At 68.5% G+C, this 23034-nt stretch carries 23 protein-coding genes; 20 read left to right on the forward strand and 3 right to left on the reverse strand.

Annotated elements, in window-relative coordinates; genetic code table 11:
• The first annotated feature begins 1 nt into the window (after position 1).
• Genes SBI67_RS21355 through SBI67_RS21395 form a run of 9 tightly spaced genes read left to right on the forward strand, consistent with a single transcriptional unit; the run spans position 2 to position 8685 of the window.
• Positions 2-1006 carry an ABC transporter permease gene (locus tag SBI67_RS21355; RefSeq protein ID WP_318982473.1) on the forward strand — a complete coding sequence of 335 codons (1005 nt, stop codon included), beginning with the start codon at positions 2-4 and terminating at the stop codon, positions 1004-1006.
• Positions 1007-1678 (forward strand): cysteine hydrolase family protein, encoded by a 672-nt coding sequence (locus SBI67_RS21360; RefSeq protein ID WP_318982474.1) that lies wholly within the window; start codon positions 1007-1009, stop codon positions 1676-1678. It abuts the gene before it with no gap.
• The gene (locus tag SBI67_RS21365; protein WP_318982475.1) at positions 1675-3255 is read left to right on the forward strand and encodes an ABC transporter substrate-binding protein; all 1581 of its coding nucleotides are present in this window, start codon (positions 1675-1677) and stop codon (positions 3253-3255) included. The genes SBI67_RS21360 and SBI67_RS21365 overlap by 4 nt, the downstream gene beginning before the upstream one ends.
• The gene (locus tag SBI67_RS21370; protein ID WP_318982476.1) at positions 3255-4091 is read left to right on the forward strand and encodes an N-acyl homoserine lactonase family protein; all 837 of its coding nucleotides are present in this window, start codon (positions 3255-3257) and stop codon (positions 4089-4091) included. Before SBI67_RS21365 ends, SBI67_RS21370 begins: the two co-directional genes overlap by 1 nt.
• Complete coding sequence (gene allB / locus SBI67_RS21375; protein ID WP_318982603.1) at positions 4091-5389, forward strand: allantoinase AllB; 1299 nt, start codon at positions 4091-4093, stop codon at positions 5387-5389. The genes SBI67_RS21370 and allB overlap by 1 nt, the downstream gene beginning before the upstream one ends.
• Positions 5386-6132 carry an aspartate/glutamate racemase family protein gene (locus tag SBI67_RS21380; protein WP_318982477.1) on the forward strand — a complete coding sequence of 249 codons (747 nt, stop codon included), beginning with the start codon at positions 5386-5388 and terminating at the stop codon, positions 6130-6132. Before allB ends, SBI67_RS21380 begins: the two co-directional genes overlap by 4 nt.
• Positions 6129-7139, forward strand: a complete 1011-nt coding sequence (gene alc / locus SBI67_RS21385; RefSeq protein WP_318982478.1) for an allantoicase — start codon at positions 6129-6131, stop codon at positions 7137-7139. The genes SBI67_RS21380 and alc overlap by 4 nt, the downstream gene beginning before the upstream one ends.
• Positions 7136-7657: a hypothetical protein gene (locus tag SBI67_RS21390; protein WP_318982479.1), complete on the forward strand. Its 522-nt coding sequence runs from the start codon at positions 7136-7138 to the stop codon at positions 7655-7657. The genes alc and SBI67_RS21390 overlap by 4 nt, the downstream gene beginning before the upstream one ends.
• The gene (locus SBI67_RS21395; protein ID WP_318982480.1) at positions 7654-8685 is read left to right on the forward strand and encodes an isopenicillin N synthase family dioxygenase; all 1032 of its coding nucleotides are present in this window, start codon (positions 7654-7656) and stop codon (positions 8683-8685) included. Before SBI67_RS21390 ends, SBI67_RS21395 begins: the two co-directional genes overlap by 4 nt.
• On the opposite strand, the gene SBI67_RS21400 is transcribed toward SBI67_RS21395, so the two are convergent.
• The gene (locus SBI67_RS21400; protein ID WP_318982481.1) at positions 8682-9755 is read right to left on the reverse strand and encodes an iron-siderophore ABC transporter substrate-binding protein; all 1074 of its coding nucleotides are present in this window, start codon (positions 9753-9755) and stop codon (positions 8682-8684) included. The genes SBI67_RS21395 and SBI67_RS21400 overlap by 4 nt on opposite strands.
• 136 nt (positions 9756-9891) lie before the next feature.
• Here SBI67_RS21400 and ctaD point away from each other — a divergent pair, with 136 nt between their 5' ends.
• Genes ctaD through SBI67_RS21415 form a run of 3 tightly spaced genes read left to right on the forward strand, consistent with a single transcriptional unit; the run spans position 9892 to position 13230 of the window.
• Positions 9892-11637: an aa3-type cytochrome oxidase subunit I gene (ctaD, locus tag SBI67_RS21405; RefSeq protein WP_266047027.1), complete on the forward strand. Its 1746-nt coding sequence runs from the start codon at positions 9892-9894 to the stop codon at positions 11635-11637.
• 5 nt (positions 11638-11642) lie between these two features.
• Positions 11643-12881 carry a phosphoserine phosphatase SerB gene (gene serB / locus SBI67_RS21410; RefSeq protein WP_413232545.1) on the forward strand — a complete coding sequence of 413 codons (1239 nt, stop codon included), beginning with the start codon at positions 11643-11645 and terminating at the stop codon, positions 12879-12881.
• Between the two features lie 37 nt (positions 12882-12918).
• Positions 12919-13230, forward strand: coding sequence for a hypothetical protein (locus SBI67_RS21415; RefSeq protein ID WP_266047029.1), 312 nt, complete (start codon positions 12919-12921; stop codon positions 13228-13230).
• Here SBI67_RS21415 and yczR read toward each other — a convergent pair.
• A complete protein-coding gene (yczR, locus tag SBI67_RS21420; RefSeq protein WP_318982483.1) occupies positions 13227-14669 on the reverse strand; it encodes a MocR-like transcription factor YczR in 1443 nt (480 codons plus the stop codon). The two genes, SBI67_RS21415 and yczR, sit on opposite strands and share 4 nt — an antisense overlap.
• Before the next feature lie 206 nt (positions 14670-14875).
• Between yczR and yczE the strand changes: the two genes are divergently transcribed.
• From yczE to SBI67_RS21455, 7 genes are all read left to right on the forward strand, one after another.
• Positions 14876-15562: a membrane protein YczE gene (gene yczE / locus SBI67_RS21425; protein WP_318982484.1), complete on the forward strand. Its 687-nt coding sequence runs from the start codon at positions 14876-14878 to the stop codon at positions 15560-15562.
• Positions 15523-16362: an ABC transporter ATP-binding protein gene (locus SBI67_RS21430; RefSeq protein ID WP_318982485.1), complete on the forward strand. Its 840-nt coding sequence runs from the start codon at positions 15523-15525 to the stop codon at positions 16360-16362. Before yczE ends, SBI67_RS21430 begins: the two co-directional genes overlap by 40 nt.
• Entirely contained in the window at positions 16359-17213 is an 855-nt protein-coding gene (locus tag SBI67_RS21435; protein ID WP_318982486.1) for an NUDIX hydrolase, read from the forward strand. The genes SBI67_RS21430 and SBI67_RS21435 overlap by 4 nt, the downstream gene beginning before the upstream one ends.
• A gap of 3 nt (positions 17214-17216) precedes the next feature.
• Positions 17217-17909, forward strand: coding sequence for an enoyl-CoA hydratase (locus tag SBI67_RS21440; protein WP_318982487.1), 693 nt, complete (start codon positions 17217-17219; stop codon positions 17907-17909).
• Between the two features lie 9 nt (positions 17910-17918).
• Complete coding sequence (locus SBI67_RS21445; protein ID WP_318982488.1) at positions 17919-18908, forward strand: class I SAM-dependent methyltransferase; 990 nt, start codon at positions 17919-17921, stop codon at positions 18906-18908.
• The gene (locus SBI67_RS21450) at positions 18866-20062 is read left to right on the forward strand and encodes a THUMP-like domain-containing protein (protein ID WP_413232546.1); all 1197 of its coding nucleotides are present in this window, start codon (positions 18866-18868) and stop codon (positions 20060-20062) included. The genes SBI67_RS21445 and SBI67_RS21450 overlap by 43 nt, the downstream gene beginning before the upstream one ends.
• A gap of 62 nt (positions 20063-20124) precedes the next feature.
• Positions 20125-20811 carry an esterase gene (locus SBI67_RS21455; protein WP_318982489.1) on the forward strand — a complete coding sequence of 229 codons (687 nt, stop codon included), beginning with the start codon at positions 20125-20127 and terminating at the stop codon, positions 20809-20811.
• 1 nt (position 20812) lies between these two features.
• Here SBI67_RS21455 and SBI67_RS21460 read toward each other — a convergent pair whose 3' ends face one another.
• Positions 20813-22138 carry a BamB-related PQQ repeat family beta-propellar protein gene (locus SBI67_RS21460; protein ID WP_318982490.1) on the reverse strand — a complete coding sequence of 442 codons (1326 nt, stop codon included), beginning with the start codon at positions 22136-22138 and terminating at the stop codon, positions 20813-20815.
• 47 nt (positions 22139-22185) lie between these two features.
• Here SBI67_RS21460 and SBI67_RS21465 point away from each other — a divergent pair, with 47 nt between their 5' ends.
• Positions 22186-22923, forward strand: a complete 738-nt coding sequence (locus tag SBI67_RS21465; protein ID WP_036402745.1) for an acyltransferase — start codon at positions 22186-22188, stop codon at positions 22921-22923.
• The last annotated feature ends 111 nt before the right edge of the window (positions 22924-23034 follow it).

Here is a 23034-nt window from a genome sequence, read left to right on the forward strand (position 1 = left end):
CATGAAAACCTTCATAGCCTCCCGGCTGGGAGCAATGGTCGCCATCCTGGTGGCGTTGACCGCGGTGTTGTTCGTCCTGCAGAACATCTCACCGCTGGACCCGGTCAAGGCGCAGTTGGGCGCTCAGGCCTCGGCTCAGGCCGTCGCCGCCCGCCGTGAAGCACTCGGTCTGAACGACCCTGTGCTGGTGCAGTTCTGGCATTACCTGACCGGGGCGGTCACCGGCGATCTGGGCACCTCCTACCGGACCCGGCATGCGGTGCTGTCCGATCTGTCTTCGTTCTTCCCGGCCACGCTGGAATTGGCACTGTGCGGGCTGCTGATCGCGATCGTGCTCGCTGTGCTGCTGGCTTTCAGCACCACGCTGAACTGGCGCGGCGCGGGGGTGTTGCGGGCCGTGTTGTTCACCGGGTCGTCGGCGCCGATGTTCTTGCTGGGCATCGTGGGGCTGATCGTCTTCTATCAGACCCTGGGCTGGGTGCCGGCCAACGGCCGCCTGGCCGTGGCGAATCCGCCCGACGGGCCCACCGGCCTGCTTACCGTCGACGGACTGCTGCACGCCCGCTTCGACGTGGTGGCCGACGCCGTGCACCATCTGATCCTGCCCGCGTTGGTGATCGCGATCGGCCCGGCCGTCGCGATCGGGCGGGTGCTGCGCAGCAGCCTGCTGGCCGATATCGACAGCGACTACGCCCGCACCGCCCGGGCCAAGGGGCTGTCCGAGACCCGCATCATGGCCCGACACGTGCTGCGGAACTCCGTCGGCGCGGCTCTGTCGATGACGGGACTGCAAGTGGGGCTGATGTTCTCGGGCGTCCTCGTGGTCGAGCAGGTGTTCGGCTGGCCCGGGATCGGGCAGTACATCGCTCAGAGCATCCCCGTCGCGGACTTCCCGGCCATCGCCGGCGTCACGCTGATGCTCGGGGCCCTCTACGTCGTCATCAACACGGCCGTGGACCTACTCCAGGCCGCCGCAGATCCCCGTATCGCCGTAACAGGAGGTTAGGTGCCGAAACAGCCGCTCATCGTGGGCAATCCCGTGCTTGTCGTGGTCGACATGCAGGAGTCCGGCGACATGCCGGTCGAAGAAGTGGGCATTCCGCACATGGCCGGATACGCCGACCGGATCGCCAACGCACGCCAACTGATCGCCGCCGCCCGGGCCGCGACCATCCCGATCGTGTTCTTCCAGGAAGTGCACCGCGCCAGCGGCGTCGACTTCGGCCGGGAACTCGACGGAGTCGAGGGGCCGCACTGCATCGAGGGCCGGCCCGGTACGCCGCTGCACCCGGAGTTGCTGCCCGACTTCGACGGACCCAGTCCCGAATTCCACATCGTCAAGCGGCGCTACTCCGGTTTCATCGGAACCGAATTCGAGATCGTGCTGTCGGGGTTGAAGGCCGACACACTGATCCTGATCGGCGGACTCACCGACGTCTGCGTGCACTACACGTTCGCCGACGCCCACCAGCGCGATTTCTACGTCCGCGTCGTCACCGACTGCGTCGGCGGGTCCTCGCAGTACCGCCACGACGCAGCGCTGGACGCCATGGAATACCTGCAGACCGGCGCCATGCGCACCACCGAGGAGATCCTCGACGCGTTCTCCGGACGTCGCCGCCAGAGCGGCTCCGACGCCTCCCTGACCACCCCCGCCCTCGAAGGAGCCGCCCGATGAAGAAACTCAGCATGCTTGTCGCGATCGGCGCGACGGCGGCCCTGACCCTGACCGCCTGCGGCGGGTCGAATTCCGGTGGCAGCAGCACACCCAACGCCGCCCCCACCGACAAGGTGCTGCACCTGTCGTTCCTGCAGGACCCGGGCCAGCCGCCGGACCCCGACATCTACTACGCCGGCCAAGGCCTGCTGCTGACCACCAACACCTATGAGGGTCTGCTGCAGTACAAGGGCGGCACCGACAAGGCCGAACTGCAACCGCTGCTGGCCACCGAGTGGACGGCCTCACCGGACAACAAGGTCTTCACCTTCAAGCTGCGCCAGGGTGTGAAGTTCCACGACGGAACGCCGTTCACGTCGGCTGCGGTCAAGGCCTCCTTCGACCGGCGGGCGGCGGTCAACCAGGGGCCTGCCTACATGGTCTCCGATATCGATTCGGTGACCACGCAAGGCGATTACGGCGTCACCGTCACGCTCAAGGCACCCAACTCGGCGTTCTTGGACTACCTGGCCTGCCCGTACGGGCCGCGGATGCTCAGCCCCGAGGGGCTGAAGAAGAACGGCGGCACCGACAACGCCCAGGGCTACCTCACCAATCACGACCTGGGTACCGGCCCGTACACGTTGACGGCCGCGGAGGTCGGCTCGAAATACGAGCTGACCGCCTTCGGCGACTACTGGGGCGCGAAGCCGTACTTCGAGAAGGTCGAACTGCCGGTGATCACCGACGTATCGGCCCAGCAACTGCAGTTCAACAACGGGCAGTTGGCGGCGATCCTGCACGACCTGCCGTCCTCGGCGGTGCAGTCGTACCTGGACAACAAGTCGTTCGCGAATTACTCGCTGCCGACGATGATGTCGAACTTCGTCTACATCAATCCCAAGAAGGGCATGATGACCGACGTCAAGAATCGCAACGCGGTGATGCAGGCCATCGATGTCGACGAACTGGTGAAGCAGACCTACTTCGGCCGCGGCAAGAAGGCCGAGCAGATCTACCCGGCGAACATGATGGCCCCCGAGTTCGGTAAGCAGTCGGTGACCCATGATCCGTCCGTGCTGACCGGTATCGCCGGCAGTCTCGCCGCCGACCAGAAGTCGGTCACCATCGGCTACGACTCGTCCAACCCGGACAACCAGCTGATCAGCAACCTGATCCAGACCCAGTTGGCCGCAGCAGGTTTGAATGCCAAGGTGCAGGCCTACCCCACGTCGGAGATCTACGGCTGGATCGGTAGCGACGCACAGGCGGCACCGGAGATCATGACCTACCTCGGCTGGCCGGACGCCCCGTCGCCCTACACCTGGGGCCATATTTCCTGGGACGCCGACGGCGGACTGAACTTCTTCGGATGCTCGTCGCCGGCGATCAAGGATGCGCTGGCCAAGGGGCTGCCGAACGGCTCGGAGGCAGACTTCTCCACAGCCGGTGAGGAAGCCGTCAAGACCGGTTGCTGGCTGAACGTCGCGAACGTCAACGACTTCATGGTGGCGCAGCCGTGGCTCAAGGGCGTCGAGCAGGCGCACGTGGTGACCGATCCCAACACGCTGCGGCTGGCCGCACTGTCGGTGGGCTGATGGCGACGCTGGTCCGCAAGAGCGGGGTGCGCCGGATCATCCTGCTGACCCTGGGCTGGGAGGAATTGCCGAAATCGGTATCGGTGTACGGCGCACCACCCGAGGAGCGGATGCGTGAACCCGTTCCCGGTGTGCTGCTGCAGACCGACGGCGGCTGGGTGCTGCTGGACACCGGATTCAACACCGCCCTGGTGCGGGACCCGGCGCTGTACCGGCGGTTCTTCCCGACCGTCGAGTACCGCCCGGTGCTGCCCGGCCCCGGCGAGCCGATCGAGCAGCGGCTCGCCGAGGTCGGGGTGGATTTCGATGCCATCCACACCGTCGCCGTCAGCCACCTGCACCATGACCACGCCGGCGGACTCAAACTGTTCGCCGGCAAGGTCCCGGTACACGCCCAGCGTCGCGAACTCGAGTACGGCCTGTCGAATCACCCTGAGCCCGAACGCAATGCGATTGTGCGGGTGGACTTCGACGACCCCAACATCGAGTGGCGCCTGGCCGACGGGGAAGCCGAGATCGCGCCGGGGATCAGCGCGGTGCCCACCTACGGGCACACGCCGGGGCATCAGAGTTTCGTGGTGGAGCTCGACGAATCGGTGGGTGGCGATGGATTCGTCTTCGCCTTCGATGCCGCCGACCTCACCGAGAACATCGAGCACGAGCTGCCCATCGGCGGGTTCATCGACGTCGACCCGCAGGACACCGTCGAACCCATCCGCAGACTCAAACGCCTGGCCGCGGAGAAGGGGTACCAGCTGATACCCGGGCACGATCCGCATGTCTGGCCGGAGCTGACCCAGCATTTCCACGACAGGTTCGGGCCGGTCGAATCGTGATGGATTGTGTCCTGCGTGCCGATCGGGTGCTCGTCGACGGACACCTGATCCCGGCGTCGGTCGGGATCACCGGCGGTGTGATCACCTCCGTCGGCCCCGTCGACGCGAGTCACCCGACGGCACAGGACATCCGGTTGTCCGAGCGGGCGGTCGTCTTACCCGGATTCGTGGACACCCACGTCCACGTCGACGATCCCGGCACCGACTGGGAGGGGTTCGACACTGCCACCGCGGCCGCTGCCGCGGCCGGCATCACCACGCTGGTCGACATGCCGCTGGACTGTCGGCCCGTGACCACCAGCGTGGCAGCGTTAGAGGTGAAAAGAACTGCGGCAGAGGGCCGCTGTCACGTCGATGTCGGCTACTGGGGTGGTGTGGTCCCTGGTAATCTCGACGAGTTGGCCGCACTGGCCCAGGCCGGAGTCCGCGGCTTCAAATGCTTCCTGGCCGATTCGGGCAACCCGGACTTTCCGCGCCTGACCCCCGCCGAATTCCGGGACGCCATGGGCCGCATCGCCGAACTGGATTCGGTGCTGCTGGTACACGCCGAAAGTCATGCCGTCGTGGACGTCAGTCCCCGCCCGAACGGACGTGACTACCGGTCGTTTCTGGCCTCGCGCCCCGACGCCGCCGAACAGGACGCGGTGAGCCTGGTGGTCGACACCGCGCGGGCGACCGGAGCCCGGGCACACATCGTGCACGTCTCCAGTGCCACCGCGGTGCCCGTGCTGGCTGCGGCCAAGGCCGAAGGTCTGGCCGTCACCGCCGAAACCTGCCCGCATTACCTGACGTTCGGCGCCGAAGCCATTCCCGACGGTGGCACCGAGTTCGCCGTGTGCCCACCCATCCGGGACGGCGCCAACCGCGAAGCACTGTGGGCGGCACTGGCCGACGGCACATTGGACTCGGTGGTGTCCGATCATTCGCCCTGCACCCCGCGGGACAAGGCCGCCGGAGACTTCGGACGGGCATTCGGCGGCATCAGCTCGTTGCAGCTCGGCCCCCGGGCGGTGTGGACACAGGCCGGCCGGCGCGGATTCGGTCTGCCCGAGCTGTGCCAGTGGATGTCCGAAGGTCCGGCCGCACTGGCCGGATACGCCGACCGCGGCCGGATCGCGGTGGGGTTGCGCGCCGACTTGTGCGCCTTCGACCCCGACGCGCAGGAGACGGTGCGCGCCGCCGAACTGTGGCACCGGCACCCGGTGAGCCCGTATGACGGGATGAGCCTGCGCGGCGCGGTGTTACAGACCTGGGTGGCCGGTGTGCCGGCCCTGTCCAGGATAGGGGAGCCGGTATGAGAATCCTGGTGCTCAACCCGAACACCTCGGCGGCCATGACCGCCGAGATCGCGGCGGCCGCGCGCGCCGCCGCCCGTCCCGATGTCGACATCGTCTGCCGGTCACCCTATTTCGGTGCCGAGGCCATCGATTCCGCTGCCGAGAGCTACCTGTCCGCAGTCGGGGTGATGGATGTCGTCGCCCGGCTGGCGCAGGCGGACGCCTTCGACTTCGATGCCGTCGTGCTGGCCGGGTTCGGCGAGCATGGCCGCGACGCGCTGGCCGAGATGCTGAGCGTCCCGGTCTTCGACATCGCCGAATGCGCCGCGCATGTGGCGCACCTGATCGGCCGACGATTCTCGGTGATCACCACCCTGGCCCGGTCCATCGCGCCGATCCAGGACAGACTGCTGTTGGCCGGCCTGAACGCCCACTGCGCCTCGGTGCGCTCCTGCGGGTTGGGCACCGCCGAGGTGGACGCCGACCCGGCGGGCGCCGTGCAGGCCATCGTCGCCGAGGCGGCCCGTGCGATCAGCGAGGACGGCGCCGACGTGATCTGCCTGGGCTGTGCCGGCATGGCCGGGGTGACCGCGGCCATCTCGGCGAAACTCGGAGTGCCCGCCGTCGACGGTGTGGCGGCTGCGGTGGCCCTGGCGCAGGCCGTCGTCGGGCTGGGGCTGTCCACCAGTAAGGCCGGGGTGTACGCGCCCGGACCGGATAACCCGCGCAGCCACTGGCCGCTCTCTCAAAGCCTGGGCCTATGACCGACGTCGATCTCGCCTCCCGCACCGTCGGCGGCGCCGTGGTGGCCGCCAGTGACGAATCCTTCGGCTTCAAGGAACGGCTCGTCGACCCGTCCGAGCCGGCATTCGTGCCCGGCACCTACGATCTGCGCGGCGAGGTGGTCGACGGCTGGGAGACCCGGCGGCACGCCGGCCCGGACGGCGACTGGGCCATCATCCGGCTGGGTGCACCCGGCCGGTTGCGCACCGTCGACGTGGACACGCGGTTCTTCTCCGGTAACCACCCCACCGCCTGTGCCGTCGACGCCTGCACACTGGACCGCACCCAGGACCCCACCGCATCCGCTATCACCTGGACGACGGTGGTGCAAACCACTGTGTTGAAAGCGGATTCGCACAATCTGCTGGGCGTGCAGGACCACCGGCGCTGGACCCACCTGCGGTTGCGGCTGCAGTCCGACGGCGGCGTCGCCCGGCTGAGGGCTTACGGCGAGGTGATCCCGGACCCGGCGCTGTGGGCCGATGTCACCGTCGAGGTGTCCGGGCTGGAACAGGGCGGTCGGATGGAATGGTGCAGCGACAGCTTCTATTCGAGCGCGGCCGCACTCGTCGCGCCGAACCGGCCGCATAATATGGGCGACGGTTGGGAGACCCGCCGGCGCCGCGATATCGGGCCCGACACCCACGATGCGGTGATCATCTCGTTCGCCGTACCCGCCGACCTGCGTCGCCTCGAGATCGACACCTCCTATTTCGTGTTCAACGCCAGCACCGAAGTGTCGGTGCTCGGTAGCCGTAGTCGGCCGGACCGCGAACATGGCTGGGGGCTGGTCGCTTTCGATATTCCGGTGTTGCCGCGCACCCCGCTGATCCCCGACGCGCGCCAGGTGTTCACCGTCGACGCGCGGGCGGTGGCGGCCCTGCGCGTGCAGGCCTACCCGGACGGCGGTATCGCCAGGGTGCGTGCCCTCGGTGTGCCGACCGAGGAGGGCCTGCGGACACTACGCCACCGATGGGAGCGATCATGACCGCGGTCGCCATGACCGACTGCGCCGGCCTGTGGCGACGAACCCTGCTGATCGAGGCTGACGGCACCCGCGACGTAACTCCCGGTGTGCTCTGGCTGCAGGGCCCGACCGCCTATGTCGACTCCCGCGGCTTCGCCGGGCGGCTGGACCAGGACGGTGACGTGTTCGCCTGGCATCGCGCCGTGGACCTGCAGCCCCCTGGACCGTTCCCGGACGCCGGCCGGATGCACTGGGACGGTGAGGTGCTCGTCGAGACCGGGGTGCACGAGAACTACGTCGAGCACTGGGTGCGCGATCCGGTGGACCCTGCCCCGACCGGGGCGCTGTTCCTGTCCGGTCCGGACGGCGCCCCCGCGCTGTTGGTGCGCGCGGGTGCGCTGTTCGGCTGGGCTGACGGCACCAGGGTGGTCACCGGCGTCGAACGCCGGGAGCTCGCAATCAGCTTGTTCGGAAACGAAATCCAGGCCAACGGTGTGCGCTGGACGGTAACGGGATCGGAAGGGAACGTGGATCTATGAGTGGCGTCACGTCATTCACGTCGGTGCCCGTCATCGACATCAGTGGACTGTACTCACCCGAGCGGGCCGAGCAGGACCGGGTGGCCGGCGAGATCGGCAGGGCGGCAGCAGAAGTCGGGTTCTTCTACATCAGCGGCACCGGCATCGACGAGTCGTTGTTCGACGACATGCTGGCCGCGGTCGAGGAGTTCTTCGCCCTGCCGGTGGACGAGAAGATGCGCAGTTATATCGGCCTGTCCCGGTGTCACCGCGGTTATGTCCCGGTCGGTGAGGAAGGGCTGGAGGGCACCGTCCCGGATCTGAAGGAGGCGTTCGACACCGCCCTGGACCTACCCGCCGACGACCCGGACTACCTGGCCGGCAACCCGATGCTGGGGCCCAACACCTGGCCGGATCTGCCCGGCTTCGCCGACGCGGTGACCGCCTACTATCAGGCGCTGCTGGCGGTGGGGCAGCGGTTGCTGTGGGCATTCGCCGTCGCGCTCGGTGAGGATCCGGAGGTGTTCGCCCGGCATGCCACCAAGACGCCCAGCCAGCTGCGGCTGATCCACTATCCCTACAACCCGGATGCCAAGGACAGCATCGGCATCGGTGCCCACACCGACTACGAGTGCTTCACCCTGCTCAAGCCGACGGCGCCAGGGTTGGAGGTGCTCAACGGGGCAGGTGAGTGGATCGACGTCCCGCCGGTGCCGGGCGCCTTCGTCGTCAACATCGGTGATCTGCTGGAACTGTGGACCAACGGCGCCTTCGTCGCCACCAGCCATCGGGTGCGCAAGGTCGCCGAGGAGCGGTACTCGTTCCCGCTGTTCTTCAACGTCGACTACCACACGGAGGTCAAACCACTCCCGCAGTTCGACTCGCCGGGAGCCCAGAGTCGGCCCACCTTGCGGGCCGGGGAACACCTCTTCGCGCAGACCGCGCAGACGTTCGCCTACCTGCGCCGGCGCATCGAGTCGGGCGAACTGCAGCTGCCGGACGGCTCGCTGGAGCTGGGCCAGTTCGGCCGAAAGCCCTTGCCCGCCTAGTTGATCGGGGCGTTCAACCAACGCAGGTCGTCGAGGATGCCGCGGGCGGCCACCACACCACCGCCGGTCTGCCACACCTCGTTGTTGACGATGAACACCCGGTTGTCCCGGTTGGCCGACAACTTGCGCCAGGCCGGGCTGTCCAGCACGGCCGCGGCCCGGTCCTTGGCGGCCGGCGAGTCGAAGGACAGGTAGACGATATCGCCGTCGGCGGCGGACAGGTCGCCGTCGGGGGCCAGCTCGAGGTAGGGCTTGTCGGTGAAGCGTTGGGCCGCAGGGCGATCCACCCCAACCGCACGCAGCACGCTGGCCGGGAAGTTGTCGGCGCCATAGACGCGCACGGTGTTCGGCGTGAACTGCACCACCGATGCCTGGAAATGCGTGGCGTCATTCTGCTGGCCGGTCTTGCGGGCGTCCTGGGCGAACCCGTCGAGTAGCCCGTCCGCCGCCTCCTGGCGCCCGACCGCCGCGGCGACCGTGCGCAGGGTGTCCTGCCAGCCCGCTCCCGGTGCCCCGGTGAACACCGTCGGGGCGGTCCGGGCCAGCGCGCCGAACTCCGACGGGGTCAGCGCCGCCGAGCCGAGGATGAGATCGGGCGCGGCGCGCCCGATGGCGTCGAGGTCCGGTGCGGCCGCATCGCCGACGCCGGGAGCGCCGTGGACGACACCGCCCAGATACGACGGTGCCGGCTGGCTGGTCCCGACGATCCGACCCTGCAGGCCCAGCGCGCACAACGCGTCGAGCTGGTCGCCGGAGAGCGCCACGATCCGCTGCGGATCGCCGCTCACCTCGGTGCTCGCCGGCACCCCCGGGGCGGGCGCGTTGCGCACGACCCGCGCGGCCGGATCGGCCGGTGCCGGGGCAGGGGCGCAGGACTCGTCGGGCCGGCGTTGGTTGCCAAGCACACCCGCGCTGGCGATACGGGTGGTGCTGGTGATGGGCGCGCCGGGCGCCGTGTTGGGGGTGGCGCCCTGCTCGGTGCCGCATCCGGTCAGCACAGTCAGGGTGAGCGCCGTGACAGCCGCGCCGCTCGCGGCGACCTGGGCGATGCGGGCACAGGAAAACAGCACGTCGCCGACGGTAACATCAGTTCGTCGCGGTCGAATACGACAGTTTGTAGGACCCACGCCGCCGCGGGCGGCGATGGGGGATAAGATCACGAATGAACAGTGCCGGGATGACCCGTCGATTTTTATGGAGGATCTGTTGGTAGCCGAAGCGCCCCCAATCGGAGAACTCGAGGCACGGCGTCCGTTCCCGCAGCGAATGGGCCCTAAAGGCAACCTGATCTACAAGCTGATCACGACGACCGATCACAAGTTGATCGGCATCATGTACTGCGTCGTCTGCTTCATCTTCTTCTTCGTCGGCGGCCTGATGGCCCTGCTGATGCGCACCGAGCTGGCGTTGCCCGGGCTGCAGTTCCTGTCCAACGAGCAGTTCAACCAGCTGTTCACCATGCACGGCACGGTGATGCTGCTGTTCTACGCCACCCCGATCGTGTTCGGCTTCGCCAACCTGGTGCTGCCGCTGCAGATCGGTGCCCCCGACGTCGCGTTCCCGCGGCTGAACGCCTTCTCGTTCTGGTTGTTCCTGTTCGGCGCGCTGATCGCCATCGCCGGGTTCATCACCCCCGGTGGTGCCGCCGACTTCGGCTGGACCGCGTACTCGCCGCTGACGGACGCCATCCACTCGCCCGGCGCCGGTGGTGACCTGTGGATCATGGGTCTGGCCGTCGGTGGTCTCGGCACCATCCTCGGGGGCGTGAACATGATCACCACCGTGGTCTGCATGCGTGCCCCCGGTATGACGATGTTCCGGATGCCGATTTTCACCTGGAACATCCTGGTGACCTCGATCCTGGTGCTGCTGGCCTTCCCGCTGCTGACCGCGGCGCTGTTCGGCCTGGCCGCCGACCGGCATCTGGGCGCGCACGTCTATGACCCCGCCAACGGCGGTGTGCTGTTGTGGCAGCACCTGTTCTGGTTCTTCGGTCACCCCGAGGTGTACATCATCGCGCTGCCGTTCTTCGGCATCGTGTCCGAGATCTTCCCGGTGTTCAGCCGCAAGCCCATCTTCGGTTACACCACCCTGATCTACGCGACGCTCGGTATCGCCGCCCTGTCGGTGGCGGTGTGGGCGCACCACATGTACGCGACGGGAGCCGTTCTCCTGCCGTTCTTCTCGTTCATGACGTTCCTGATCGCCGTCCCGACGGGTATCAAGTTCTTCAACTGGATCGGCACCATGTGGAAGGGGCAGTTGACCTTCGAGTCGCCCATGCTGTTCTCGGTCGGCTTCCTGATCACCTTCCTGCTCGGCGGTCTGTCGGGTGTGCTGCTGGCCAGCCCGCCGCTGGACTTCCACGTGACGGATTCCTACTTCGTCATCGCGCACTTCCACTACGTGCTCTTCGGCACCATCGTGTTCGCCACCTACGCGGGCATCTACTTCTGGTTCCCGAAGATGACCGGCCGCCTGCTCGACGAGCGCCTGGCCAAGCTGCACTTCTGGTTGACCTTCATCGGTTTCCACACCACCTTCCTGGTGCAGCACTGGCTCGGCGACGAGGGCATGCCCCGCCGCTACGCGGACTACCTGCCCACCGACGGGTTCACCACGCTGAACGTCATCTCGACGATCGGTGCGTTCATCCTGGGCATCTCGACGCTGCCGTTCGTGTGGAACGTGTTCAAGAGCTGGCGCTACGGCGAACCGGTCGTGGTGGACGATCCGTGGGGTTACGGCAACTCGCTGGAGTGGGCCACCTCGTGCCCGCCGCCGCGGCACAACTTCACCGAGCTGCCCCGGATCCGTTCCGAGCGGCCGGCGTTCGAGCTGCACTACCCGCACATGGTCGAGCGGATGCGCGCCGAGGCGCACATCGGTCGCGCACACGGACCGAGTGACGGCGACGTGACGCGCCTCGACGACGAGCACGTCCGCACCTGACCCTGATCGGCGTGCCTACGTCAAAGGTGTCGGTACTCATCACCGTCACCGGACTTGACCAGCCTGGCGTCACATCGGCGCTCTTCGAGGTGCTCTCCCGGCACAACGTCGAGCTGCTCAACGTCGAACAGGTGGTGGTCCGGGGTCGGCTCACCCTCGGGGTGCTGATCTCGGCGTCGCCCGAGGTGGCCGATGGTGTCGCGTTCGGTGACGACGTCCGGGCGGCCATCCACGGGGTGGGCCTGGACGTGACCATCGAACGCAGCGCCGACCTGCCGGTGATGCGCGAGCCGTCCACCCACACCATCGTCGTGCTGGGCCGGCCCGTCACCGCCGAGGCGTTCGGGGTGGTGGCCAGGGAAGCCGCCGCACTCGGGGTGAACATCGACACCATCCGCGGGGTGTCCGATTACCCGGTGACCGGGCTTGAGCTGCGCGTCTCGGTGCCACCCGGTGGCGTCTACGGTCAGTTGCAGGCGGCGATGGCCCGGGTGGCCGTCGAGCTGGGCATCGATATCGCGCTGGAGGACTACAGCCTGTCCCGGCGGGCCAAGCGGCTCATCGTGTTCGACGTCGACTCGACCCTGATCCAGGGCGAGGTCATCGAGATGTTGGCCGCGCGGGCCGGCGCCGAGGACAAGGTCGCCGCCATCACCGAGGCCGCGATGCGCGGCGAGCTGGATTTCGAGGAATCGCTGCGTGAGCGGGTCGCCACGCTGGCCGGGTTGCCCGCTGACGTGGTCGACGAGGTGGCCGAGGAGCTGGAGCTGACGCCGGGGGCCCGCACAACCATCCGCACGCTGCGCCGGCTGGGCTACCACTGCGGTGTGGTGTCCGGTGGCTTCCGCAAGGTCATCGAGCCGCTGGCGCACGAGCTGATGCTGGACTACGTCGCCGCCAACGACCTGGAGATCGTCGACGGCAAGCTGACCGGCCGGGTGATCGGCCCGATCGTCGACCGGCCGGGCAAGGCCAAGGCGCTGCGCGACTTCGCGCAGCAGGCCGGTGTGCCGATGGAGCAGACGGTCGCCGTCGGGGACGGCGCGAACGATATCGACATGCTCACCGCGGCCGGACTGGGTGTCGCGTTCAACGCCAAGCCGGCGCTGCGGGAGGTCGCCGACGCGTCATTGAGCCACCCGTACCTGGACACCGTGTTGTTCATTCTCGGGGTGACCCGCGGTGAGATCGAGGCCGCCGACGCCGTGGACGGCACCGTGCGCCGGGTCGATATCCCCGACTAACAGCGCCCCGCACAGGTCGGGCCTCTACAGTGGAGCCATGGTGTTGGTGAGACGGACGGTTCTGGTGGGTGCGTGCGCGGCTGCGATCGCCGGCGGCGCGGTCGTGCTCGCCGCCCCGGCCTCGGCGGACTGCCCGTGGGGTACCCGACCCAGTCATTTCCCCGGCGTCTGCGTGGCCGGAGCCGGCCAAGGCAGCAGCACCGGCGGTAACGCCGTCGTGCCACCGCCCAACGCCGCGCCGCCACTGGTGCAGAACACGCCCGGCGGATTGTCGTCGGTCGCGGGCATCCCGTGCACCCCGGAGAACGTGGGTAAGTGCATCGCCCTGCAGCAGAGCCAAGGCGGCTAAACCACCACCGCGTGGGATTCCGGTTCGGGTGCACCGGTGATGGCCGCCCAGGCCCGTGCCATCAGATCGACCGCTTCGTCGAGTTGCGGCTCGGGCAGCGCATAGGGCACCCGCACGAAGCGTTCCAGGGTGCCGTCCACCCCGAACCGCGGACCGGCCGGCAGGTCCAGGCCCAATCGTGAGGCCGAAGCCGACAACGCCGTGCTCATCGGGGCCGGCAACTTGACCCACAGCGACATCCCGTTGGGGCCCGAGCCGGGGCGCCAGTCGGGTAGCCGGCGCTCCAGCAGGTTCAGCAGGTAGGCCCGGCGACTGCGCAGCAGGGCCCGGCGTTCGGCCAGGACGGCCTCCCGTTCCTCGATAAGCCTTGCCGCCGTCAGCTGTTCGAGGATCGGGGTGCCCAGATCCACCGACGGCCGGATCGCCGCGATGGTGGCCAGGGTGTTGCGTTCGGCCCGGATCCAGCCGACCCGCAGGCCGCCCCAGAACGATTTGGACATCGACCCGATCGTGAGCACCAGGTCGTGCCGCGGCACGCTGGTGGCCAGCGGCGCCGGCGGCGCCTGGTCGATCCACATGTCCATGATCGACTCGTCGACGATCGTGCGGGTCCGGGTTTCGGAGATGATGTTCCCCAACCGGTTTCGATCATCCGGTGCCATGGTGAATCCGGTCGGATTGTGGTTGTCCGGGATCAGGTAGGCCAGGCTGGGGGACAGCTGCCGCAGCGCCGCGTGCACCGCATCGAGCTCCCAGCCGTCGTCGGTGAGCGGAACCGGCACCGCACGGGTACCCGCCGTCGAAATGGCCGCCAGCGCTCCGTGATACGTCGGCTGCTCGACGAGCACGCGGTCGCCCGGCTCGGTGAACGCGGCCAGGATCAGCCCGATGGCGTGCTGGGCGCCGCTGGTGATCATGATCTGGCCGGGGTCGGTGGGCAGTCCGCGGTCGCAGTACCGCTGGGCCACCGCGGTGCGCAGGGCGCACACACCGGTCAGGTCGTGGCCGGGCTCGCTGAGATACGGGGCGATATCGCGGGTGGCCGCGGCGAAGGCCTCCAGGACCGGAGCGCTCGGCGCCGACAGTGCGGCGGCGGCAAGGCTGACGGTGGCGCCGGTGCTCGGTTCGGCGGCCATCTCGGGGCGGGGCGGCAACGCCGCGGTGGACCGCGCCCCGCGGCGGGCCTGCAGGTAACCGTCTTCGCGGAGCTGGGTGAAGGCCGCGGTCACCGTGGTCCGCGATACCCGCAGGGCATCGGCCAGGGCGCGTTCGCTGGGCAGCCGGGCGCCGACCGGCACCCGGCCGTCCACGATGAGCAGCCGGATGGCGTCGGCCAGGCCCGCGTAGGCGGGGCCGGTGGCACTGGAGGTACGCCAGTTACCCAACTCGCGGGCCAAAAGGTCCTCATCGAGTGATCTGGCGGCCATTTCGATCGACATTTGATGCCAGTATGGCCGAACTGGCTATTGATGAGCAAGCCAATCTGGTTCGAAACTGGACAGGTGACGAAGAACTGGCTATCCCGACTGGCGTCGAAGTACCACCGCAGTGGCCCGTCGAACCGCGTGCGACACGGCGGTGACCCCGATGCCCGGCGCGTTCGCAACGAATTGGATGCCATCCGAGCTCGCTTCCCGGACCACGCATGAGAAGCCTCAACAGGGCGGCGCTGCTGCTGTTCGGGCTCGTCGGGTACGGCCTGTCGATGGCCATGATGGTGCGCGCCGGCCTCGGACTGGACCCGTGGGACGTGTTCCATCAGGGCTTGACGCGGCACACCCCGATGACGATCGGGACCGCCACGGCCGTGGTCGGCGTCATCGTGCTGCTGGCCTGGATCCCACTGCGCAACAAGCCCGGCATCGGCACGGTCGCCAACGTCATCGTCATCGCGGTGACCGTCGATGCCGGGCTGGCCCTGCTCACCGCACCGGAGGCACTGCCGGCCCGTATCGCCCTGATGCTGGGCGCGGTCCTGCTCAACGCCGTCAGCACCGTGCTCTACATCGGCGCCGGGCTCGGTCCCGGCCCGCGGGACGGGCTGATGACCGGCCTGGTGGCGCGCACCGGCCTCTCGGTCCGGCTGGTCCGCACCGCCATCGAGGCCACCGTGCTGGCGGCCGGCTGGCTGCTGGGCGGCACCGTCGGTGTCGGCACGGTGGTCTATGCCTTCGGGATCGGCCCACTGGTCCAGCTGATCCTGCGGATCATGCCCCGCCGGCTGCTGTTCCACGACTTCGGCGCCGCGGGGCGCTCCCGGGCCGGCGAGGAGCCCGACACTACGATGGGCGAGTGCCAGACACCGAGCGTGAATCCGATCCAGACCTGCTGATCGATTTCGCCAGAGTCAGCCTGCGCCGCGGCGGCAAAACCCTGGTCGGGCCCCTCGATTGGGCCGTCGAACTCGACGAACGCTGGGTGGTGATCGGACCCAACGGGGCCGGTAAGACCTCGCTGTTGCGGATCGCCGCCGCCGTCGACCATCCGTCGTCGGGCACCGCGTTCGTGTTGGGGGAGCGACTCGGCCGCACCGACATGGCCGAGCTGCGCAGCCGGGTCGGGCTGTCCAGTTCGGCATTGAGCCAACGGGTGCCCGACGACGAGGTGGTACGCGATCTGGTGGTCTCGGCCGGGTACGCGGTACTGGGCCGGTGGCGTGAGAAGTACGACGACGTCGACTACGAGCAGGCCGTCGACATGCTGGAGAGCGTCGGCGCCGAGCATCTGGCCGAGCGCACCTACGGAACGCTGTCCGAAGGTGAGCGCAAGCGTGTGCTCATCGCGCGGTCGTTGATGACCGACCCGGAACTGTTGCTGCTCGACGAGCCCGCCGCCGGTTTGGATCTGGGTGGCCGTGAGGAACTGGTGGCCCGGCTGGCCGATCTGGCCGCCGACCCGGACGCGCCGGCCATCGTGCTGGTCACCCACCATGTCGAGGAGATCCCGCCCGGCTTCAGCCACTGCCTGCTGTTGTCCGAGGGGGCGGTGGTGGCCTCCGGGTTGCTCGCCGACGTGTTGACATCGGAGAACTTGTCGACCGCGTTCGGGCAGTCGATCGCCCTCGAAATGGTCGAGGGACGCTACTTCGCGCGGCGGGTGCGCAGCCGCGCGGCACACAGGAGGCGCGCATGAGCGAAGCGTTGATTCCCCGGCCGGCCTCGACGGTGATGCTGCTGCGTGACCAGGGCACCCCGGAGTCGCTGGAGATCTTCCTGATGCGCAGGCACTCGGCGATGGACTTCGTCGCGGGCGTGATGGTGTTCCCCGGCGGTGGTGTCGACGACCGCGACTACAAAAACCCCCCGAGTCGCTCCGCTCCTGCCCCCGGGGACGGCAAGGACATCGCCTGGTACGGCCCCGACCCGACGTGGTGGGCCGGGCGCCTCAACGTCGACGTCGACCTTGCCGAGGCGTTGGTGTGCGCCGCCGCCCGCGAGACGTTCGAGGAGTCCGGGGTGCTGTTCGCCGGGGCGGCCGACGACTCGGACGTCCTCGTCGACGACGCGTCGGTGTACCGGGAGCAGCGGGCGGCGCTGGCCAACAATTCGCTGTCCTTCGCGGACTTCCTACGCACCGAGAAGCTGGTGCTGCGGGCCGACCTGCTGCGGCCCTGGGCCAACTGGGTCACCCCGAAAGAGGAGCGCACCCGCCGCTACGACACCTACTTCTTCGTCGGTGCGCTGCCGGCCGGCCAGCGTGCTGACGGCGAGAACACCGAGAGCGACCGCGCGTTCTGGTCCACCCCGCAGGCGGCCCTCGACGAGTTCGCCGAGGGCCGGTCGTTCCTGCTGCCGCCGACCTGGTCGCAACTGGATTCGCTGACCGGGCGGACCGTGGCCGAGGTGCTGGCCACCGAGCGCAAGATCGTCGCGATGGAGCCCAGGCTGTCCGCGGACAAGGGGACCGGCGAGTGGGACATCGAGTTCTTCGACGGGGCCCGATACAACGCCGCGCGTAACCGGCGCGCACCCGAAGGACACTGACCCGTGCGTGAGTTCGTCACCCTGGTCGTCGACGACGGCATCGGCACGCTGGTGCTGTCCCGCCCGCCGGGCAACGCGCTGACCCGGCAGATGTGTCGTGAGGTCGGCGAAGCGGCAGCGGAACTGGCCGGCGACCCGGTCGTCGGCGCGGTGATCCTCTACGGCGGCCACGAGGTGTTCTGTGCCGGTGACGACGTGCCCGAACTGCGCCGGCTACACGTCGGCGACGCCGAGAGCGTCACCCGGACGTGCCGGGCCGCCGTCGACGCCGTCGCCGGAATCCCGAAACCCACCATCGCCGCGGTGACCGGGTACGCGCTGGGGTCCGGGTTGGCGTTGGCGTTGGCCGCCGACTGGCGGGTGTCCGGTGACAACGTCAAGTTCGGGGCCACCGAGGTGCTGGCCGGCCTGCTACCCGCGGCGGGGACGGCCGGCCTGGTTCGCGCGATCGGCGCCAGCCGGGCCAAGGACCTGGTGTTCAGCGGCCGGTTCGTGGGCGCCGAGGAGGCCTTGGACATCGGCCTGATCGACGAGATGGTGGCCCCGGACGGCGTGTACGACGTGGCACTGGCCCGGGCCCGGCGCTTCCTTGAGGCGCCCGCGCACGTGCTGGCCGGGGCCAAGGGAATGATCGACGGCGCTGGTGACGGGGTGCGCCACTACGTCGAGGTCTTCGGGAAGGCGACCGGGAGTTAGGCTGCCCATATGACGAGCACGGACCACACCCAGGGCATCGACGCGCCTGTACCCAACCCGCACGCCACGGCCGAACAGGTCGAGGCCGCGTTGAAGGACACCAAGCTGGCCCAGGTGCTCTACCACGACTGGGAAGCCGAGACCTACGACGACAAGTGGTCCATCTCGTACGACCAGCGCTGTATCGACTATGCCCGCGGCCGGTTCGACGCCATCGTGCCCGACGAGGTGCAACGCGAACTGCCCTACGACCGGGCCCTGGAGCTGGGCTGCGGCACCGGTTTTTTCCTGCTCAACCTGATCCAGGCCGGGGTGGCCCGGCGCGGTTCGGTCACCGACCTGTCACCGGGCATGGTGAAGGTGGCCACCCGCAACGGACAGGGCCTGGGGCTGGACGTCGACGGTCGGGTCGCCGACGCCGAGGGCATCCCGTACGAGGACAACACCTTCGACCTGGTGGTCGGGCACGCGGTCTTGCATCACATCCCCGATGTGGAGCTGTCCCTGCGTGAGGTGGTGCGCGTGCTCAAGCCGGGCGGGCGCTTCGTGTTCGCCGGCGAGCCGACCAGTAAGGGCAACGTGTACGCCCGCAACCTGTCGACGCTGACGTGGCATCTGTCCACCAACATCACCAAGCTGCCCGGCCTGGAAGGCTGGCGCAGGCCGCAGGCCGAACTCGACGAGTCCTCCCGCGCCGCCGCACTGGAGGCCGTGGTGGATCTGCATACGTTCGAGCCGTCGGATCTGGAGCGGATGGCCACCAATGCCGGCGCGGTCGAGGTCGCCACCGCCAGTGAGGAATTCACCGCCGCCATGCTGGGCTGGCCGATCCGCACCTTCGAGGCGTCGGTGCCCCCCGGCAAATTGGGTTGGGGCTGGGCCAAATTCGCGTTCAACAGCTGGACGTCGCTGTCCTGGGTGGACTCCAACGTCTGGCGCCGGGTGGTGCCCAAGGGCTGGTTCTACAACGTGATGGTCACCGGGGTCAAGCCGTCCTAGCTTTCGGCCTCGACGACGTCGAGTATCTGCGCAGCGACCGAGGCCGGGCCGCGCTGGCCGAAGTCGATGGGTACCGGCTGACCGAGGCCAGTCGGGTGGCCGATATCGCTTCGGCGCGAACGTCTTTCGGTGACCACGCCGCCGTGCTGGTGGAGACGGTGCTGTTGCGGCGTAAGGCCGCTGCCAAGTTCGCCGACCCGTCGGGCTGGCTGTTCACCGACGAGGCGTTGCAGCAGTGCACCGCTGAGCCGGTGGCCCGGCACCGGGCCACGCGGCTGGCCGGCAGGCCCGTGCATGACGTGACGTGTTCGGTCGGTGCGGAGTTGGCCGCCCTGCGGGGCACCGCCGAGGTGCTACTGGGTAGCGACCTGGACCCGGTGCGACTTGCCATGGCCCGCAACAACGTCGCGGGGGTGCAGCTGTGCCGCGCCGACGCGTTGGTGCCGGTCACCCGCGACACCGTCGTGGTGGCCGACCCGGCCCGGCGCAGTGCGGGGCGGCGGCGGTTCGACCCGCGCGATTACACCCCGGCGCTGGACCTGCTGCTGGAGGTCTACCGCGGGCGTGACCTGGTGGTGAAATGCGCCCCCGGAATTAATTTCGGCCAGCTCGGTGAGCTCGGTTTCCGCGGTGAGATCGAGGTGTGTTCGTTGGGCGGCAGTGTGCGTGAGGCGTGCCTGTGGTCGGCCGGGCTGGCCACGGCCGGGCGCCGGGCCACCCTGCTGGATCGTGGCGAGCAGATCACCGACACCGATCCCGACGACTGCCCGGTGGCGCCGGCAGGACGCTGGATCGTCGACCCCGACGGCGCCGTGGTGCGGGCCGGATTGGTACGCCAGTACGGGACCAGGTACGGGCTATGGCAACTGGATCCCGATATCGCCTATCTGTCCGGTGACCAATTGCCAGAGGGAGTCCGGGGTTTCGAGGTGCTCGCCGAGATCGGATTCGACGAGAAGCGGTTGCGCCGGGAATTGAGCGCGCGTGACGTAGGGGCGGTCGAGATTCTGGTGCGCGGGGTGGACGTGGACCCGGACGCGTTGCGGCGACGCCTCAAACCGCGGGGCAGCGAGCGGCTCAGCGTGGTGATCACCCGGATCGGCACCGGCGCGGCAAGCCGCGCGGTGGCGTTCATTTGTCGGCCGTCGCGATGACGCCCCAGGTAATCTGGCGGCGACGGCGCCCGTGCCGTCCCGGACCCGGAGGATGTCACCCGATGCGAGTTGTTTCGCTGGTCGTGTCTGTTGTGCTGCTGGGGTCCGCCGGCACGGCACTGGCCTCGGCCGCCCCGCCGAAATGTTCCGACGTGGGCGGTAACCCGGGGCCGGACTCGACCTGCGTGGTGCAGGCCACGGAACCGGCCTACACGCTCAACATCACGTTCCCGACCGATTTCCCGGACCAGAATGCCGTCTTCGACTACGTCAAGCAGACCCGCGACGGGTTCCTGAACGTCGCACGGACGCCGGACTCGCGCGGTATGCCCTACGAGTTGGACACCACCACAACGAAGTACGACTCGTCGGTGCCGCCCCGGAACACGCAGTCGGTGGTCTTCACCACCTACCAGAACGTCGGCGGCGCGCACCCACAGACCTTCTACAAGGCCTTCAACTGGGATCAGGCGCTCCGCAAGCCGATCACGTTCGAAAACCTGTTCCGCGCAGGCACCGACCCGTTGCCCGCGATCTTCCCCGTGGTGCAGGCCGAACTGGCCAAGCAGTCGGGTCTGTTCAATCCGGTGGCGCCGGCGGCGGGCCTGGACCCGGCGAACTACCAGAACTTCGCGATCACCAACGACGCCATCATCTTCTTCTTCAGCCAGGGTGAGCTGTTACCGGAAGCCGCCGGGGCCGTGCAGGTGTCCGTGCCGCGCGGGCCGATCGACCCGATGATCGCCTGAGTCAGGCCGGGGCGAAACCGTAGACCTGGCCGTCGCTGGTCGCGGCGATAACGCGGCGATCATGGCCGACCGACACACCGACCGGCCATCCCGTGGCCTCCGGGAGCGCGTAGTGGTTCAGCGGATGGCCGTCGGTCGGGTCGAAGGCCAACAGCGCCAAGCCGTTCGCACCGTCGCGGGTCACCGTGTACGCCACCCGTGCGCCGGCCTGACTCGACGTCGACAGCGGCTCGGTGTCGGCACGGGTCCAGGCGATCTTGCCGTCGGGGCTGATGCCCACCAGTTTGGCGCCCGGTCCGCCGCCGGCGACGATCACGCCCTGCGGTGACACCGACGGTGGCGTCTGGGGCTGGAAGTCCAGTGCCACCGACCATTTCGGTGTGCCGTTGGCGGTGTCGACGGCCCACAGCTTGCCGTCGCGGCCGTTGACGTAGGCGGTGCGGCCGTCGGCCGAGAGCACCGGAGCGGCGAGCGGGCCGCCGCCCACTGCGGTGCTGGTCCATTCGCGGGTCAGCATCGGTGTCTGGTTCGGCTTGTAGCGCAGGCCGATCAGTTCCGGGGCAGGTGCCTGGGGTTCCCACAGGGTGGCCACCACGATGCCGGTGTCCGCGGAGAAGGCGGGGGCTGTCGCCACCGGGCACCCCCGCCGGGCCGGCGGGCAATCCTGCAGGCCGCGTTGCGCATCCGTCGGGTCGACCCCCGCCACCAAGTCCAGCGGGGTGCCGATCACGGTGCCGCGGTGGGCGTCGAACACCAGCACCTGGCCAAGATGAGTGACCACCAGCAGCTGGCCGGGGTTCAGCAGTCGTGGCGTGGTGGGCATCCCGATGACGGGTTCGCGCCAGCGGATCCACTGGGTCGGTGGGAACGACATCACCGCGCCCGGTTGGCCGACATACAGGTTGTCGAAGCCATCGATGAGCGGGCTCGACATGCCACCGCCCTGCCACAGCCGGGTGCACCAGCGCTGTCTGCCGTTGTTGTCGCTCTCCCACAACATCAGCGAGCAGCCATCGGGGGTCTGGGCGTTGGCGGCCAGGTAGCCACCGGCGCCCAGGGCGACCTGCGCGCCGAGCTCGCCCTTGACCGACCGGCTCCACTCCAGCTTCAGGGTGTTCGCCCCGTCGACCGGGCTGTAACTGCTGTTGGCGGCATCGGCGTACTGGGCCGACCAGCCCTGCGCGGGATGCGCCTGGACCCAGGAGTCGGTGTTCCCGCAGGAAGTCACGGTCAGCGCCGCGACAGCCAGCACGGCAGCGAACCGGCGTATCGCCGTGGTGGGAGCAGGCAACGTCGTGGAAGCAGGCAACGTCGTGGAAGCAGGCATCGAGTCCCGAGACTATCGGGTGTCGCCCTCGCGTAGGCTGACCGGCCATGACGACGATGTGGGGCGCGCCCCTTCACAAGAGGTGGCGCGGTTCTCGACTGCGTGATCCGCGTCAGGCGCGATTCTTGACCGCCGACTCGTTGCGCTGGGTGCTGGCCAACAAGGCGTACACGCCGTGGTACCTCGTGCGGTACTGGCGGCTGCTGAAATTCAAGCTGGCCAACCCGCACATCATCACCCGCGGCATGGTGTTCCTGGGCAAAGGTGTGGAGATCCAGGCCACCCCGGAGCTGTCCACCATGGAGATCGGGCGGTGGGTGCACATCGGGGACAAGAACACCATCCGGTGTCACGAGGGGTCGCTGCGCATCGGCGACAAGGTGGTGCTGGGCCGCGACAACGTGATCAACACCTATCTGGACATCGAGCTGGGTGACTCTGTGCTGATGGCCGACTGGTGCTACGTCTGCGACTTCGACCACAAGATGGACAGCCTGGAGTTGCCGATCAAGGACCAGGGCATCGTCAAGAGCCCGCTGCGGATCGGGCCGGACACCTGGGTCGCGGCGAAGGTGACCATTCTGCGCGGGACGTCGATCGGTCGCGGTTGTGTGCTGGGCGCGCACGCCGTGGTCAAGGGCGAGATCCCGGACTACTCCATCGCCGTCGGCGCCCCGGCCAAGGTGGTCAAGAACCGCAAGGTGGCGTGGGACGCGTCGGCCGCCGACCGGGCCGAACTGGCGGCGGCGCTGGCCGATATCGAGCGGAAGAAAGCCGCGCGTTAGGCCCCTTATGTGAGCGCGGACGCCAGCGCGCCGCGATGATTCGGTGTTCGAGCATCCTCGTCGCTTAGGTGACCTAGGCATCTCGGCGAATTGGCTAGCTTAGCTAAGCGA

Source organism: Mycolicibacterium chengduense (assembly GCF_033741155.1).
Taxonomy (GTDB): Bacteria; Actinomycetota; Actinomycetes; order Mycobacteriales; family Mycobacteriaceae; genus Mycobacterium.